The sequence below is a fragment of the Bombella favorum genome (genome assembly GCF_014048475.1).
Lineage (GTDB): Bacteria > Pseudomonadota > Alphaproteobacteria > Acetobacterales > Acetobacteraceae > Bombella > Bombella favorum.
In genome coordinates, this window is sequence record NZ_NWUS01000001.1 from 1,036,159 (window position 1) to 1,051,146 (window position 14,988).

A 14,988-nucleotide genomic window follows, 5' to 3' on the forward strand; every position below is an offset into this window, starting at 1 on the left:
TCCCCCATACAACACATTACAAACAATGCTAACTCTGGATGTTTTCAGCCATTCATTGCTCCCACCCAACCCAGCCATCTGGTAACCTGCTCTTGACCTCGAGGGTATTTTCAGCCAAGCGGTAAGACTCTTAATTCCTGTCACTTGTGCCTTTCGGGGGGCAGGGGCAGCCTCTTTTCACCACTCATTCCCTGCGAGGTCCCTGAGTGCGCAATCACGGCGATTTTCTCTTTACGTCTGAATCCGTTTCCGAAGGTCATCCTGACAAGGTGGCAGACCGTATCTCCGATACCGTCCTGGACGCCTATCTTGAAGCCGACCCAGAAGCCCGTGTAGCCTGTGAAACGCTGGTTACCACCAATCGGGTCATTCTCGCTGGTGAGGTCCGTGGCCCCAAGGCCGTGGAAGACACCCTGATTGACCGTGCCCGTCAGGCCATCAAGGACATTGGCTACGACCAGGAAGGCTTCTCCTGGAAGAAGGCTGAAATCACCTCCTTCCTCCATGCCCAGTCCGCCGATATTGCTGTCGGTGTGGACAGTGCCGGCGATAAGGATGAAGGCGCAGGCGACCAGGGTATCATGTTCGGTTTTGCTACACGTGAAACCGAAGAGCTCATGCCCGCTCCCCTCTTCTACGCTCAGAGCATTCTGGAGCGCATCCGTGACTACCGTAAGCAGGGCGATGCCCGTGGCGTTGGGCTGCTGCCGGATGCTAAGAGCCAGGTCACACTGCGCTATGTGGATGGCAAGCCGATTGGAGCAACCTCCATCGTTGTCTCCACCCAGCATGCCGAAGGTATGCGGCAGAATACCATCCGTGAAATGGTGCGTGAGACCGTGCGTGAGGTCCTGCCAGAGGGCTGGATGTGCCCAGAGCATGAATTCTACGTCAACCCGACTGGCAACTTCGTCATCGGCGGGCCGGATGGTGACGCCGGTCTGACAGGTCGTAAGATCATCGTGGACACTTACGGTGGTGCTGCTCCTCATGGTGGTGGTGCTTTCTCCGGTAAAGACCCAACCAAAGTGGATCGTTCCGCTGCTTATGCCGCACGCTACCTTGCCAAGAACGTGGTAGCCGCTGGTCTGGCAGACCGCTGCACCATCCAGCTCAGCTACGCCATCGGCGTATCCCGCCCGCTGTCCGTCTATGTCGATCTGGATGGCTCCGGCAAGGATGTGGATGAAGTCCGCCTCGGTTCCCTGCTGAACGAGATGGTCGATCTCTCCCCTCGTGGCATCCGTGAGCGCCTGCGCCTGAACCGCCCGATCTACACCAAGACGTCCGCCTACGGGCATTTTGGCCGTATTCCGGACCCGGCTCTGGACAACTTCACATGGGAGAACACCGACCTGGCCGAGCAGCTTAAGAGCGCGCTCAACCGCTAAGTCCTTCTCCGTGGAGGGGGGGGGGAGTTCTACCCCCTCCCACCTGTAAGCCCCTTCCCTGCCCGCATGATCATGCGCCAAGGGCGGGGCTTTTTGCCATTTTCAGACTGTGTATCGACCATTGCCTGACGACATCAAACCCCAACCCGAACGTCTCTATGGCCGCCAGCGTGGCCATCCTCTTCGCCCCCGCCAGCAGCGTCTTCTAGATGAAGCCTTGCCCCGTGTGCATTTCCGGAATATCGCCGAGCCGCTGAAAGGCTTTGGTAAGCCCGTTTCCAAACTATTTCTGGAAATCGGCTTCGGCGGTGGCGAGCATGCGTTCGATCAAGCCGCCCGGAACCCCGAGACCGGCTATATCGCCGCTGAAGTGTTCGACAACGGCGTCTGCTCCCTCCTCTCCCGCATCATTCCAGAAGGTGAAGAAGCCACCGCCCTAGGGCCGGACAATCTGCGCCTCTGGGCAGAAGATGGCCGCCAATTGCTGAAGGGCCTGCCTGATAGCTGCTTAGACCGGGCCTATCTTATGTTTCCAGACCCATGGCCAAAAGCCCGCCATGCCAAGCGGCGTTTCATCCACCCCGAAAATATCCGGCAAATGGCTCGACTCCTCAAACCCGGTGCCCATTGGCGTGTCGCCAGCGACCATCCTGTCTATCAAGAATGGGTAACAGAAGTGATGGGCCAGCAGGACCTCTTCGAGGCCCCAGCCCCCGCACTGGAGCGACCAGAAGGCTGGTCCCCCACCCGTTACGAGGCCAAGGCCTTCCGTGAAGGGCGACAGCCTTTTTACTGGACCTTCACACGGAAAGAGTGAGATACCTCACCCCCGTACACCCCTTCATGTTTCAGGTAACCCGCAGGAGAGTACCCCATGACACAGCCACAGAGCGATAATTCCGCCATCGAACGGGAAGAAATGGCCTTTGATATCGTCATCGTGGGTGGGGGCCCTGCGGGCCTTACCGCTGCCATCCGACTGCGCCAGGAAAACCCGGAACTCTCCGTCTGCCTGCTGGAAAAAGGCAGTGAGGTTGGTGCTCATATCGTCTCCGGTGCCGTGCTGGAACCCACAACACTGGCCGAACTCTTCCCGGACTGGAAAGAACGGGGGGCACCGCTGGATACACCCGTCAGCGATGAAAAACTGCTCTTCCTGACCGAAAAATCCGCTCTCCCTGTTCCCGCTCTGCATCTGCTCATGCCGCAGATGGACAACCGGGGCAATTATGTCATTTCCCTCGGAGCCTTCTGCCGCTGGCTGGGCGAGCAGGCCGAAGCTCTGGGCGTGGAAATCTACCCCGGTTTCGCCGGGGCAGACCTGTTCATGGAAGGTGGCAAAGTCTGCGGTGTCATCACCGGTGACATGGGCGTGAACCGCAAAGGCGAGGAAAAGCCGGATTACATGCCGGGCATGATCCTGCGGGCAAAACAAACCATTCTGGCCGAAGGTGCACGAGGCTCCCTGAGCAAAAAGGCCATGGCAGCTTTTGACCTCCGCAAGGATGCCGACCCGCAAACATTCGGCCTTGGCATCAAGGAAGTCTGGGAAATCCCTGCAGAGAAGCACCGCCCCGGCTTCGTACAGCACAGCTTCGGCTGGCCGCTGGATACACAGACCTATGGCGGGGCCTTCCTCTATCATTTCGGCAAGAATCTCGTTTCATACGGCTTCATTACCGCTCTGGATTACCGCAATCCGTGGCTGTCCCCTTTTGAGGAAATGCAGCGCACCAAGCAACATCCAGCTTTCCGGGAGCATTTTGAAGGCGGACGACGTATCATTTACGGGGCACGGGCCATCTCCGAAGGTGGCGTACAGTCCCTTCCTCACCCCGTCTTCCCCGGTGGGGTCCTAACGGGTGACTGTGCTGGCTTCCTCAACATGCCCAAGATCAAGGGCATCCATACTTCCATGAAATCCGGCATTATCGCTGCCGAGGCCGTGGTAGACGCCATCCAGAACGGACAGAGTGAAGCGACCTCCTACATGGAACGCCTCAAAAATTCGTGGCTCTGGAAAGAACTGCACGCTGCACGCAACATCCGTCCTGCGTTCTCCCACTGGGGTATGCTGGGCGGTGCCCTCTACAGCGGGATCGACAGCATGATCTTTCGTGGAAAAGCCCCGTGGACACTGCGTCACCGCCATGCCGACAACGAGACCCTGCTCCCCGCCGAGCAAGCCCCGAAGATCAACTACCCGAAGGCTGACGGCAAACTGACATTCAACCGGGCCGAGTCCGTCTTCCTCAGCAATCTCAGCCATGATGAAGACCAGCCCGTGCATCTGCAAGTGCAGGACATGGCCACGTGGAAGGCCACCAACCTCGCCCGCTTTGCCGCACCGGAGAGCCGCTACTGCCCTGCGGGTGTCTATGAAACCAGCGAAACGGAAGAACTGGTCATCAACGCCCAGAACTGCGTGCATTGCAAGAGTTGCGACATTAAAGACCCTACACAGAACATCAACTGGTGTACGCCAGAAGGCAGTAGCGGGCCCAACTATCCTTCCGGGATGTGACTTTTGAAAGAAAAGCGGATAGTCTGACTACAGTTTTACGTTGAGCTGCGACAGCAACGAAGGATGACCATGAAGGTTCTTGTCCCCGTCAAACGGGTTGTTGATTACAACATCAAGCCGCGTGTTGCGGCTGATGGTAGTGGTGTCGAAACGCAGGGCGTGAAAATGTCCATGAATCCGTTCGACGAAATTGCTCTGGAAGAAGCCCTGCGCCTCCGTGAAAAAGGTCAGGCGGACGAAGTGATTGCTGTTTCCATCGGCCCGCAAGTAGCTCAGGATGTTCTGCGTACGGCCATGGCCATGGGGGCCGATCGAGCCATCCTCGTCCAGACCGAGGCCGAGATCGAACCCCGTGTCGTCTCCAGCCTTCTCAAGGCTGTGGTGGAGAAAGAGCAGCCAGGCCTTATCTCCATGGGCAAACAGGCCATTGATGATGACATGAACGCCACCGGCCAGATGCTAGCCGCTCGTCTGGGTTGGCCGCAGGGAACCTTCGCCAGCAAGGTGGAGATTACGGACGGTAAGGTCAGTGTCGCCCGTGAGGTTGATGGAGGGACGGAGACCGTTGCCCTCACCCTCCCGGCTGTCATCACGGCAGACCTGCGCCTGAACGAACCACGCTATGCGTCCCTGCCCAACATTATGAAGGCCCGCAAGAAGCCGCTGGAGACGATCGCAGCCGACTCCCTCGGTGTGGATCTGACCCCACATCTGAAAATCATCAGCGTGGCTGAGCCACCGGAACGCAAGGCCGGTGTCATTGTCGAAACAGTGGAAGAGCTGGTCGAAAAGCTCAAGACGGAAGCGAAGGTGATCTGATGACCGCACTTGTTCTGATTGAAGCCGAAAACGGCGTAATCCGTCAGGCCTCCCGGTCCGCCATTGCAGCGGCTTCCCGCTTTGGCGATGTCGATGCCCTGCTTCTGGGGGAAACCGGTGCAGAGGCAGCCAGCAAGCTGCCCGGCATCCGCAAGGTACTGCACGTGCCCGCCCTAAAGCACGCTCTGGCTGAACCTGCTGCTGCTCTACTGGCTGGTCTTGCCAGCTCCTACAGCCATATCCTGTCTGCAACATCATCCACCGGCAAGAACATCCTACCCCGTTTAGCCGGTCTGCTCGATGCGCAGCCGATCTCCGATGTTGTGGCCATTCAGGATGATGCCACCTTCGTGCGGCCCATCTATGCAGGCAATGCGCTGGCTACTGTACAGTCCAGCGACAGCGTCAAGATCATGACCATCCGCTCCTCCAGCTTCGACCCCGTGAACGAAGATGGCGGCAGTGCCTCAATCGAAGTTCTTGATGCCCCCGCCGATGATGGGAAAAGCAACTTCGTAAAGCTGGAGCAGAGCCAGTCAGACCGTCCTGAGCTCGAAGTGGCCCGCGTAGTCATTTCTGGTGGTAAAGGCCTGAAGGATGCCAGCAACTTCCATACCCTGCTGGAGCCCATTGCTGACAAGCTGGGTGCTGCCATCGGGGCCTCCCGTGCGGCTGTCGATTCCGGCTTCGCACCAAATGAGATGCAAGTTGGGCAGACCGGCAAAGTTGTGGCGCCTGAGCTTTACATCGCTACCGGCCTTTCCGGTGCTATCCAGCATCTCGCCGGGATGAAGGATAGCCGTGTGATCGTAGCCATCAACATCGACCCAGAAGCACCAATCTTCAAAGTGGCCGATTATGGCATGGTGGGCGATCTCTTCGAGCTTCTCCCCGCTCTGGCCAAAGCCCTCTAAAAAATCAAGGAACAGGAAGGGCTTTCCTGCTTATTCCACCTCTTCAAAAACCCGCCCCTACCTTCCCAGGGGCGGGTTTTCTGTATGAAATGCAGCGAACCTGTAAAGAAGGCTTCATTTTTTCTATAAAAACAACCCGTTTACCCCTTGCACCTTTACCTGAGGAAGGGTAGGAATAGCCCCACAAAGTCGGAGTGTAGCTCAGCCTGGTAGAGCACTGTGTTCGGGACGCAGGGGCCGGAGGTTCGAATCCTCTCACTCCGACCATTATTTTCCCCCAGACAAGTTCATCTGTTAAGCTGTATGTAAGGTAGGCGTAACCTGTGCTAGCCTTTCGCGCAGTGCGCTCCTCTATGCAAATGATGTGATCATATTCTTAAAGTAAAAATTATACCCCACGGGTGTTCTGTCTTTCGTCTATTCACCATATCGTAAGGGCGATGGACGCCCCCTCCTTTATAGGCAATAAGGGGGCGTGCTTTTTCCATGATAGAGTGGAATACCGACCTCCTCTTTTATGGAAAAAAACCGGTTATATTTTTCTGCAAGGATCATAACATGACCCGCAAGATCTACTCCCTCATTGCTGCTGCCGTGCTGGCTGGCTCTGTTGCTCCGGCCATGGCAGAACCAGGCGGTTGCTTGAAGTATGGTGCTGCTGGTGCCGTTGCTGGCCATGTGGCCAATAAGCATAGCGTGATGGGTGCCGTTGGCGGTTGTGCCGTTGGTATGTATCAGCGTCACAAATACCGCAAAAGCATCGCTGAGAAAGCAGCTCAGTGGGATAAGGAACACCCTGTCGACAGCAAGCAGACTGGTTCCGGCTGGTGGCAGAACAACCATTCCGCTGCTGCTCTTAACCAGAAGGCTCAGTGGTATGATGCTGAGCACCCCAACAGCGATGCCCCAGCAGCTCACTAACACTTGAGCCTGCCTACATGAAAAACCCGGCCATCTCTGGCCGGGTTTTTTATTATTACGCCAGATTCCAGCGTTTATCAGAACTGAAACCCCTTCATCGCCTGCCGAGACAATGCTTCCAAAAGGGTGACGGCCTCCGGTGCATCATTCAAGCACGGAATGAAGGCGAACTCCTCACCACCAGCCTCCATAAACTCTTCCCGAACTTCACGGCCGATCTCATCCAGCGTTTCGATGCAGTCCGCCATGAAACCGGGCATGATAACGGCAATCTTCGTGATTCCCTGCTTCGGCAGAGCCGAGATATAGGGGGCCGTATAAGGCTGCAACCATTCCATCGGGCCAAAGCGGGATTGAAAGGTCAGAGGAACCTCTTCCTCGCTCATACCCAATGCCGTGGCCAGTGCCTTGGTCGTACGGACACACTCATCCCGATAGGAATCACCTTTCTCCACAAACTCCTTCGGCAAGCCGTGATAGGACGCTACAAGACGCTGCGGTGTAAAGGATAGCGTGTCATAAACCCGGCGCACAGAAGCCGCTAGGGCCTCAATAAACTGTGGGTGATCAGGGAAGGAAGGAACTGTCAGCACCGAAGGCTGCCGCCGCAGGCGCATCAGCGCACGGAAGAGCTGGTCATTGGCTGTGGCGGTCGTCGTCGCTGAATATTGCGGATAGAGCGGAATGCTGACGATACGATCACACCCCTGATCCATCAGCTCCGTTAAAGCCTGCTTTACGGAGGGCTGGCCATAGCGCATCCCCCAGGCCACCGGGATTCCATCCGGTGCTAAACGCTCTGCCAAGCCTTCCGCCTGCTTACGGGTGAAGACACGCAGAGGAGACGCATTCTCTTCCTTGTCCCAAATGCGGGCATAATTCGCCCCACTGGCAAAAGGTCTGCGGGCCAACACCAGCGTGTTGAGGATTGGCTGCCAAATAAGCGGATGTGCTTCAATCACCCGGCGATCTGAAAGGAATTCCCTCAGATAACGGCGAACGGAAAAATAGCCCGTATCATCTGGTGTACCAAGATTAACGAGCAAAACACCAACCCGCCCCCCAGAGGGAACGGGCGTGCGAGGAGGCGTGTAAGTGAAATAAGACATAGCTCCTCCACTATGGAGACAGCACCACCTTTTGGGAAGAGGGTTTCACTTACACTCTTTTACAAGCATAACTTATGTAAAGGCTCCGCACAGAAGGCGGAACCTTTACAAACCGTAACGTCTCTTATGCCGGCTCTTCCGGGCGGGGCACCGGCTGCCAGAGCGGCGACTCCTTGCCGATCAAATGCTGCTCATCGAGGCTCTCGGCAATCTGCACGGCATTCAGTGCCGCACCCTTGCGAAGGTTGTCCGACACGCACCAGAAGGCCAAACCGTTCTCCACAGTCGGGTCGATACGCAGACGGGACACATAAGTGTCATCCTCACCCACACACTCAATCGGCGTGACATAACCACCATCTTCCCGCTCATCACGCAGGATAACACCCGGTGCCTTACGCAAAGCAGCACGGGCTTTCTCCAGATCAACCGGCTTCTCACACTCAATGCTGATAGCTTCGGAATGACCGATGAAAACCGGCACACGCACACAGGTAGCCAGCACCTTGATGTCCGGGTCCAGAATTTTACGAGTCTCGACCGCCATCTTCCATTCTTCCTTGGTGGAGCCATCTTCCATGAAACGGTCGATATGCGGAATCAGGTTAAAAGCAATCTGCTTGGTGAACTGGGCAACGGTCGGCGCATCATTCACGAAGCTGCCCTTCGTCTGGCTGAACAATTCATCCATGCCAGACTTCCCAGCACCAGACACGGCCTGATAAGTGGACACCACCACACGCTTAATGCGGAACAGATCATGCAGCGGCTTCAGAGCCACCATCATTTGGGCTGTAGAGCAGTTGGGATTAGCGATGATGCCTTTACGGGCCTTCTTCAGGGCAGCGGCATTAACCTCCGGCACCACGAGCGGCACACCCGGCTCCATGCGGAAATGAGACGTATTATCCACGACCAGACACTTCGCTGCCGCAGCCTTAGGCGCATATTTGGCAGACACAGCCCCACCGGGAGAGAACAGCGCAATATCCCAGCCTGTGAAATCGAACGTCTCCAGATTCTGAACCTTCAGAACCTTCTTATCCCCGAAGGACACCTCACGGCCGGCAGACCGGGCAGACGCCAACGCCACGATTTCATCCACTGGGAACTGACGTTCTGCCAGCGTCTTCAGAATTTCACGCCCGACAGCCCCTGTCGCACCAACAACGGCAACCCTGTAACCCATTCTCTCATTCTCCCTCAGGCGGGGCCCAGCCTCGCCCTGTTTCATTCAGAAACCCATCCGGGCCTCATTATAAGGATTGTCTCTACCCGATGAAGGGCAACCGCTTGAAAAAGGCGGAAAAACGATGGCGTTGCAACTCACGGCGTGCACGAACATCCTGCGCCATGTAATTGAGCTGGACCGTATAACGTGGCCCCACATAAGGGCGATGCCCATGCCATGTATCCGGCCCGTTCGGGAAAATGACCAAGGTCCCCCCTATAGGTGGAATCTCGCTGGCATAGTCCTCCACATCATCCGGCCCATTAAGAAAACGCAGGCAGCCTCCCTTATGGCCCCAATCCTTTGCCGGATCATTCAGATAAAGCAGGATAGTCACACGCTTGGAGGCACTGTCCCTATGTATCCGCCCATCTTTTGCCCGTGTCTGGCCCCGCATAGTCACCATGCTAGGAGCAGAACGTACATCCAGCCCAAATTTTTCCGAAACGATCTCTTTCAGCTGCGGTCCGGCGAATTCCTCCATCATGGCTTTTAGCTCTGGATGCAGCTTCAAAGCACCGAGAGGGAAAGACCCGCCTGCCCGTATCTCCGGCAGTAGAGAAACCGCCCGGGCAAGGGGCGGCCCCGCAAGAAAATCCGGCACTACAATGTGAGGGCATGGTGCCTGACTGACCGTGGCTTGCCTTACGGCTTCATAATTGGGAGAAATCGCACTCATAACGGCTACCACGCTACCGCCCCCCGGCAGGGCAAGCAAGCCATCCCAGTATTGTCGGCTGACATAATGAGGGAAGATTTTGCCTTCACGCCATGATCGGTTAAAAATACGGCCCCAACGAGGCAAAAAGGAAAGAGGCCAGCATGACGGGCTCACCGCACCATCAGAATGCGATCAACGGCGAGAATATTGCCTATCTCGGTGAGCTATACACCCAGTGGCTGGAAGACCCTGCCGCCGTCCATCCCGAATATGATGCACTATTCACCACCATGGGCGACCCCGCGGAAGCTGAAACAGGCACACACACATCCGCTTCAGAAGCAAGCCTACGGGATGAACGGCTGAAGGAAGCCTTCCGCCTCTGTGGTCATCTTCAGGCAGAACTGGACCCTCTGGGCCTGCGCCCTACCCACCAGATTGATGCCCTCACCCCCGACAGCCGGACAGACCCTGCCCTTCTGGCCCGCCTGAAGCGCACTTATTGCGGGCCGATCGGGGCCGAGTTCATGCATCTTCAGGACAGCCAACAGCGGCAATGGTGGATCGACCGGCTGGAGGAAAAACCAGCAACAGCACTCCCCCTCTCGCAGGAGCGCATCCTCAGCCTGTTAACCCATGCAGAAGGCTTCGAGACCTTCTGCCAGCAACGCTTCACCGGTATGCGCCGTTTCGGACTGGAAGGTGGGGAGAGCCTGATTGTCGCCCTTCAAGCCCTGCTGAATGAAGCGGCACGAGATGGCGTGCAATCCGTCTCGCTCGGTATGCCTCATCGGGGGCGGCTGAATGTCATGGCCAACATCCTGCGCAAGCCTTATGCGGCCATCTTCAGCGAATTTGCAGGCAAGGCCTTCTACCCGGAAGGAATCCGGGTATCTGGCGATGTGAAATATCATCTCGGCACCACGACAACTATCCGTCAGGGCCGCCACGAAATCCGCATCTCCCTCCTGCCCAACCCCTCCCATCTGGAGGCTGTAGACCCGGTCGTGCTGGGCCGTGTCCGGGCTGATCAGGACAAAAATAAGGACGAGGAACGCCAGAAGCATCTAGGGATTCTCGTGCATGGTGATGCCGCCTTTGCTGGGCAGGGCGTAGTGTATGAAACGCTCCAGCTATCCAAACTGGAAGGCTACCGCACAGGTGGGACAATCCATCTCATCATCAATAATCAGGTCGGTTTCACCACCAGCCCGGACGCCGCTCATTCCGGCATCTGGAACACCGATGTCGCCAAAACAGTGCAGGCCCCCGTCCTGCATGTAAATGGCGACAACCCGGAAGCCGTAGCCCGCTGTGCCGCCCTCGCCCATGAATGGCGGAAGACCTTCGCCAGCGACATCGTAGTAGATATCATCAGCTACCGCCGCCACGGCCATAATGAGACGGATGATCCCGCTTTCACACAGCCTGCGATGGTGCAAACCATCAGCCAGCATCCGACATTACGGACCCTCTACGCAAAGAAAATTCTGGCCGAGACAGACATCCACCCTGCTGAAGTGGATGCGCTCTGGGATGATGTACAATCCCAACTGCACCGCGCTTTTGAAGACGCCAACACCTACCAGCCCGACCCGACCGATTGGCTGGATTACAGCCCGCAGGACCCCACCCGCCTGCTGGATACACCAGAGCGCATCCAACCTATGACGGGCGTGCCCCTCCCCCGGCTCCAACAGGTTGGCGAAGCCATGACGGCCATTCCAGCGGATTTCTCTGTTCATCCCCGTCTGGCACGGCTGCTCAAGGCCAAGCAGGCCACGTTAGCCGCTGGTGGCCCTGTGGACTGGGCCACGGCAGAGGCTCTCGCCTTTGGCACATTGGCCCTTGATGGCCACGCCATCCGCCTCTCCGGGCAGGATTGTGGCCGGGGTACTTTCAGCCAGCGTCATGCCGTGCTGACAGACCAGCATACGGGCCATCATTATACACCGTTGGCCCATATCGCCCCCCGACAGGCCCCTGTGAATGTATGGAACTCCCCCCTCTCCGAATATGGCGTGATGGGGTTTGAATATGGCTACTCGCTGGGCAATCCGGATGCGCTGGTGCTGTGGGAAGGGCAGTTCGGTGACTTCGCCAATGGAGCGCAGATCATCATTGACCAGTTCCTCGCCGCTGGGGAAACAAAATGGCTACGGACATCCGGCCTAACCCTGCTCCTGCCCCACGGCTATGAAGGAGCCGGGCCAGAACATTCCTCTGCACGGCCGGAACGCTTCCTCCAGCTCTGTGCCGAGAACAACATGCGGGTTTGTATGCCTTCCAGCCCGGCGAGTTTCTTCCATCTGCTCCGGCGGCAGATCGCCCGCCGCTGCCGCAAACCGCTGGTCGTCTTCAGCCCCAAATCACTCCTGCGGCATAAGCAGGCTGTGTCCCTGCTTGGCGAGATGGGGCCACAGACACGCTTCGTACCCGTCATTGCTGATGCCACTTGCGGTGGTGGGGCAAAGCGGGTCGTACTGTGCAGTGGCAAGGTCTATTACGACCTCCTCCAGCAGCGGGAGGAAGCCGGGCTGAAACACTGCGCCATCATCCGGCTGGAGCAACTCTACCCCTTCCCTCATCACGCTCTTGCCGAAGAGCTGGGCCACCACCCGCAGGCAGAAGAAATCATCTGGTGCCAAGAAGAGCCAGAAAATGGCGGGGCATGGCAATTTGTGGATCGCCGCATTGAGGCCTGCCTGCGCGAGGCTGGGCACGCCTGCGCCCGCCCACATTATGCCGGACGCAAAGCCTCTGCCTCCCCGGCGACCGGTCTACCCAGCATCCATCAGGCCGAACAAGACGCACTCGTCCGGCAGGCTCTGGGGCTGGAGGCGACACCCACAACCATCGACTGATCCTTCATTCAAGACGTAAAGACACACATCATGCCAGCAGATACATCCATCACCAGCCAGCTCAATTCTCTCCGCACCGGGCCGGATGAACGGGGACATTTTGGGATTCACGGGGGGCGCTTCGTGGCCGAGACCCTCATGCCCCTGATGCTGGAGCTGGAACAATCCTATAACCACGCCAAAACTGACCCGCAGTTTCAGGAGGAGTTAGATTATTACCTCCGCCATTATGTGGGCCGCCCTAGCCCGCTCTGGCACGCTAAGCGGCTGAGTGAAACGCTCGGCGGGGCGCAGATTTACCTCAAGCGGGAGGAACTGAATCATACAGGCTCCCACAAGCTAAACAACGTGATGGGCCAGATTCTGCTGGCTCGCCGCATGGGCAAAACCCGCATCGTCGCCGAGACCGGGGCAGGGCAGCACGGTGTCGCCACTGCTACTGTCTGCGCCCTCTTCGGGCTGGACTGTGAAATCTACATGGGTGCCACCGATGTGGAACGGCAGAAGCCAAATGTCTTCCGCATGCACCTGCTGGGGGCTAAGGTCCATCCCGTCACGGCGGGGGCTGGCACCCTGAAAGACGCCATGAATGAGGCCATGCGGGACTGGGTAGCCAATGTGGAGAACACCTATTTCCTTGTCGGTACAGTAGCGGGGCCACATCCCTATCCGACCATGGTGAGGGACTTCCAGTCCGTCATCGGGACGGAGGCCCGTGAGCAGATACAAGAACAGACAGGACGCCTGCCAGATGCCGTTATCGCCGCCATTGGGGGCGGGTCTAACGCCATGGGGATTTTTCATCCCTTCCTTGATGATGTCGATGTCCCACTTTACGGCGTAGAGGCAGCCGGGCTGGGACTGGATAGCGGCAAGACGGCGGCCTCTATTGCTCGTGGCAAGCCCGGCGTCCTGCATGGCAACCGCACCTATCTGCTTCAGGATGAACACGGCCAGATCACAGAAGCCCATTCCATCAGTGCGGGGCTGGATTATCCCGGCATCGGGCCAGAACATTCATGGCTCAAGGACATTGGCCGGGTGAATTACGTCAGTGCCACGGATAATCAAGCCCTCGAGGCTTTCCAGACCCTCACGAAGCTGGAGGGCATCATCCCGGCACTGGAAAGTGCCCATGCCGTGGCCCATGCTATCGTGATGGCCCCGACCATGACAAAGGATCAGACCATCATCGTTAATCTGTCTGGCCGGGGGGACAAGGATGTCCCCACCGTTGCGGCCCATCTGGGCGTGAAACTGTAAGGAGACCCATCATGAGCCGCATTAAAGCCTGTTTCGACCGCCTGAAAAAAGAAGGCCGTGGTGCCCTGCTGCCTTATCTGGAAGCCTTCGACCCGGACCGGGAAACCTCCCTTGCCCTGCTACGCCAGATGCCCGAAGCCGGGGCCGATCTCATTGAAGTCGGTGTGCCCTTCTCCGACCCCTCCGCCGATGGTCCAACCATCCAGCTCGCCGCCCGGCGTGGCCTAAAGGCCGGTGCCACCCTAAAGGGAACGCTGGAGCTTATCGGTGAGTTCCGCAAAGGGAATGACCACACACCAATCATCCTGATGGGCTATTACAACCCGATCGACCGTTACGGTGTGGAACGATTCTGCCAGGATGCCCGCTCCGCCGGTGTGGATGGGCTCATCGTTGTGGACCTACCACCTGAGGAATCCGAGGAGCTGGCTCCTTATGCCAAGGCGGCAGGGCTGGACATCATTACCCTCACAGCCCCAACCACACCCGATGACCGGCTAAAAACAATCCTAAAAAATGCCAGCGGCTTCGTCTATTATGTGAGCATCACGGGCATCACAGGCACACGCAGTGCTACGGAAGACCAGCTAAAAGCTGCCATGGCCCGCCTAAAGGCCGCAACGGACCTCCCCGTTGTGACAGGCTTTGGCATCAGCACGCCAGAGCAAGCCCGCATCGCCTCCCGCATCAGCGATGGTGCGGTGGTGGCTTCCGCCATCATCAAGGAGATGGCGGCCACCTACGATGAACACGGCCACGCTACCGAGAGAAGCATCCCCACAGCACTGGAGAAAATCCACTCCCTAGCCAAGGCCGTGCAGGGCTAAAAAAGCGAGGTACAGCGAAAAACCCCCGGCCTTCCGACCGGGGGTTTTTCAGTGCATCTTTTTGTAGAGCTCGCCTTAAAGGCTTACTTCTTCAGCCAACGGCCGATGGCGCAGAGGCCTGCCAGAGCAGCGACAACAACGCCACCCCACAGCAGTGTATGACCAACACACTGGCAACGGCTCTTCGGCTCTTTCAGCTCCCCACTGACAGACTGCAACGTCTCCTGAGCGCGTTTAGCATACTGCTCAGCCTTGGCTTTGAGCTCATCGGTGTTGATAGCTTCCTCAGCTTTAGACTTGAGCTCATCAATATTGATAGCGTCTGCCATGGTCATTCCTCCCTAAACCCGCCACAACCTATCATTACATTGAATGACTGGTCAGGCAGATTGAATATTAAGTTTTCGTCAGAAAAATACTGACTATCAGTAAGTATATCACTGATTATTTTACCAATCAGCAAA

The 14,988-nt window shown here is 57.4% G+C and carries 13 protein-coding genes and 1 tRNA gene; 10 read left to right on the plus strand and 4 right to left on the minus strand.

Annotated elements, in window-relative coordinates; translation table 11 throughout:
- Positions 1-206: 206 nt before the first annotated feature.
- From metK to CPA57_RS04735, 7 genes are all read left to right on the plus strand, one after another.
- On the plus strand, positions 207-1,391 hold the full coding sequence (metK, locus tag CPA57_RS04705; RefSeq protein ID WP_182081638.1) for a methionine adenosyltransferase: 1,185 nt from the start codon (positions 207-209) through the stop codon (positions 1,389-1,391).
- 121 nt (positions 1,392-1,512) lie between these two features.
- Positions 1,513-2,208, plus strand: coding sequence for a tRNA (guanine(46)-N(7))-methyltransferase TrmB (gene trmB, locus CPA57_RS04710; RefSeq protein ID WP_182081639.1), 696 nt, complete (start codon positions 1,513-1,515; stop codon positions 2,206-2,208).
- Positions 2,209-2,265: 57 nt separating this feature from the next.
- Positions 2,266-3,915 (plus strand): electron transfer flavoprotein-ubiquinone oxidoreductase, encoded by a 1,650-nt coding sequence (locus CPA57_RS04715; RefSeq protein WP_229709225.1) that lies wholly within the window; start codon positions 2,266-2,268, stop codon positions 3,913-3,915.
- 69 nt (positions 3,916-3,984) lie between these two features.
- Positions 3,985-4,734 carry an electron transfer flavoprotein subunit beta/FixA family protein gene (locus tag CPA57_RS04720; protein ID WP_182081640.1) on the plus strand — a complete coding sequence of 250 codons (750 nt, stop codon included), beginning with the start codon at positions 3,985-3,987 and terminating at the stop codon, positions 4,732-4,734.
- Positions 4,734-5,648: an electron transfer flavoprotein subunit alpha/FixB family protein gene (locus tag CPA57_RS04725; RefSeq protein WP_182081641.1), complete on the plus strand. Its 915-nt coding sequence runs from the start codon at positions 4,734-4,736 to the stop codon at positions 5,646-5,648. The genes CPA57_RS04720 and CPA57_RS04725 overlap by 1 nt, the downstream gene beginning before the upstream one ends.
- A 190-nt stretch (positions 5,649-5,838) precedes the next feature.
- A tRNA-Pro gene (locus tag CPA57_RS04730) sits at positions 5,839-5,915 on the plus strand.
- Positions 5,916-6,206: 291 nt separating this feature from the next.
- Positions 6,207-6,569, plus strand: a complete 363-nt coding sequence (locus CPA57_RS04735; protein WP_182081642.1) for a hypothetical protein — start codon at positions 6,207-6,209, stop codon at positions 6,567-6,569.
- 77 nt (positions 6,570-6,646) lie between these two features.
- On the opposite strand, the gene hemH is transcribed toward CPA57_RS04735, so the two are convergent.
- The 3 genes from hemH to CPA57_RS04750 form a co-directional block, all read right to left on the minus strand.
- A complete protein-coding gene (gene hemH, locus CPA57_RS04740; protein ID WP_182081643.1) occupies positions 6,647-7,678 on the minus strand; it encodes a ferrochelatase in 1,032 nt (343 codons plus the stop codon).
- A 124-nt stretch (positions 7,679-7,802) separates the two neighbouring features.
- Complete coding sequence (locus CPA57_RS04745) at positions 7,803-8,867, minus strand: aspartate-semialdehyde dehydrogenase (RefSeq protein WP_182081644.1); 1,065 nt, start codon at positions 8,865-8,867, stop codon at positions 7,803-7,805.
- Between the two features lie 82 nt (positions 8,868-8,949).
- On the minus strand, positions 8,950-9,588 hold the full coding sequence (locus CPA57_RS04750) for a 2OG-Fe(II) oxygenase (RefSeq protein WP_182081844.1): 639 nt from the start codon (positions 9,586-9,588) through the stop codon (positions 8,950-8,952).
- A 143-nt stretch (positions 9,589-9,731) separates the two neighbouring features.
- On the opposite strand from CPA57_RS04750, the gene CPA57_RS04755 reads away from it, so the two are divergent.
- The 3 genes from CPA57_RS04755 to trpA are packed head-to-tail and all read left to right on the plus strand — an operon-like array spanning position 9,732 to position 14,524.
- Positions 9,732-12,434: a 2-oxoglutarate dehydrogenase E1 component gene (locus tag CPA57_RS04755; RefSeq protein WP_182081645.1), complete on the plus strand. Its 2,703-nt coding sequence runs from the start codon at positions 9,732-9,734 to the stop codon at positions 12,432-12,434.
- A gap of 30 nt (positions 12,435-12,464) precedes the next feature.
- On the plus strand, positions 12,465-13,697 hold the full coding sequence (gene trpB / locus CPA57_RS04760; protein ID WP_182081646.1) for a tryptophan synthase subunit beta: 1,233 nt from the start codon (positions 12,465-12,467) through the stop codon (positions 13,695-13,697).
- 11 nt (positions 13,698-13,708) lie between these two features.
- Positions 13,709-14,524, plus strand: coding sequence for a tryptophan synthase subunit alpha (trpA, locus tag CPA57_RS04765; protein ID WP_182081647.1), 816 nt, complete (start codon positions 13,709-13,711; stop codon positions 14,522-14,524).
- A gap of 83 nt (positions 14,525-14,607) precedes the next feature.
- Here the strand turns inward: trpA and CPA57_RS04770 are convergent, their stop codons facing one another.
- Positions 14,608-14,853 (minus strand): hypothetical protein, encoded by a 246-nt coding sequence (locus CPA57_RS04770; RefSeq protein WP_182081648.1) that lies wholly within the window; start codon positions 14,851-14,853, stop codon positions 14,608-14,610.
- Between the last annotated feature and the right edge of the window lie 135 nt (positions 14,854-14,988).